Below are 215 nucleotides of genomic sequence, written 5' to 3' on the forward strand. Positions count from 1 at the left end.
GTTCTGGATATCGAAGAGGCGCTTGCCGTCACTGCGGACGATCTGACGGTGTCGGGCACGGTCGAGGGCGGGGTGGTCGATGCGGACGTCACAGGCACGGCCCTGATCAGTGGCGGCGTGGCCGGGCGCACCCGACTTGACGTCAATGCGGCTGCGCTGACGGTCGGCCCGACTGCGCTGATCTATGGTGGTGAGGTGGCGCTGACAGGTACTGA

1 protein-coding gene is annotated in these 215 nt (G+C 66.5%); it reads left to right on the top strand.

Annotated features, from left to right (window positions below):
- A partial coding sequence (locus Q0908_RS20355) for a hypothetical protein (protein WP_299289123.1) occupies window positions 1–215 on the top strand: 215 nt, incomplete at both ends.

It is taken from the genome of uncultured Tateyamaria sp., assembly GCF_947494755.1.
In the GTDB taxonomy this organism is placed as follows: domain Bacteria; phylum Pseudomonadota; class Alphaproteobacteria; order Rhodobacterales; family Rhodobacteraceae; genus Tateyamaria.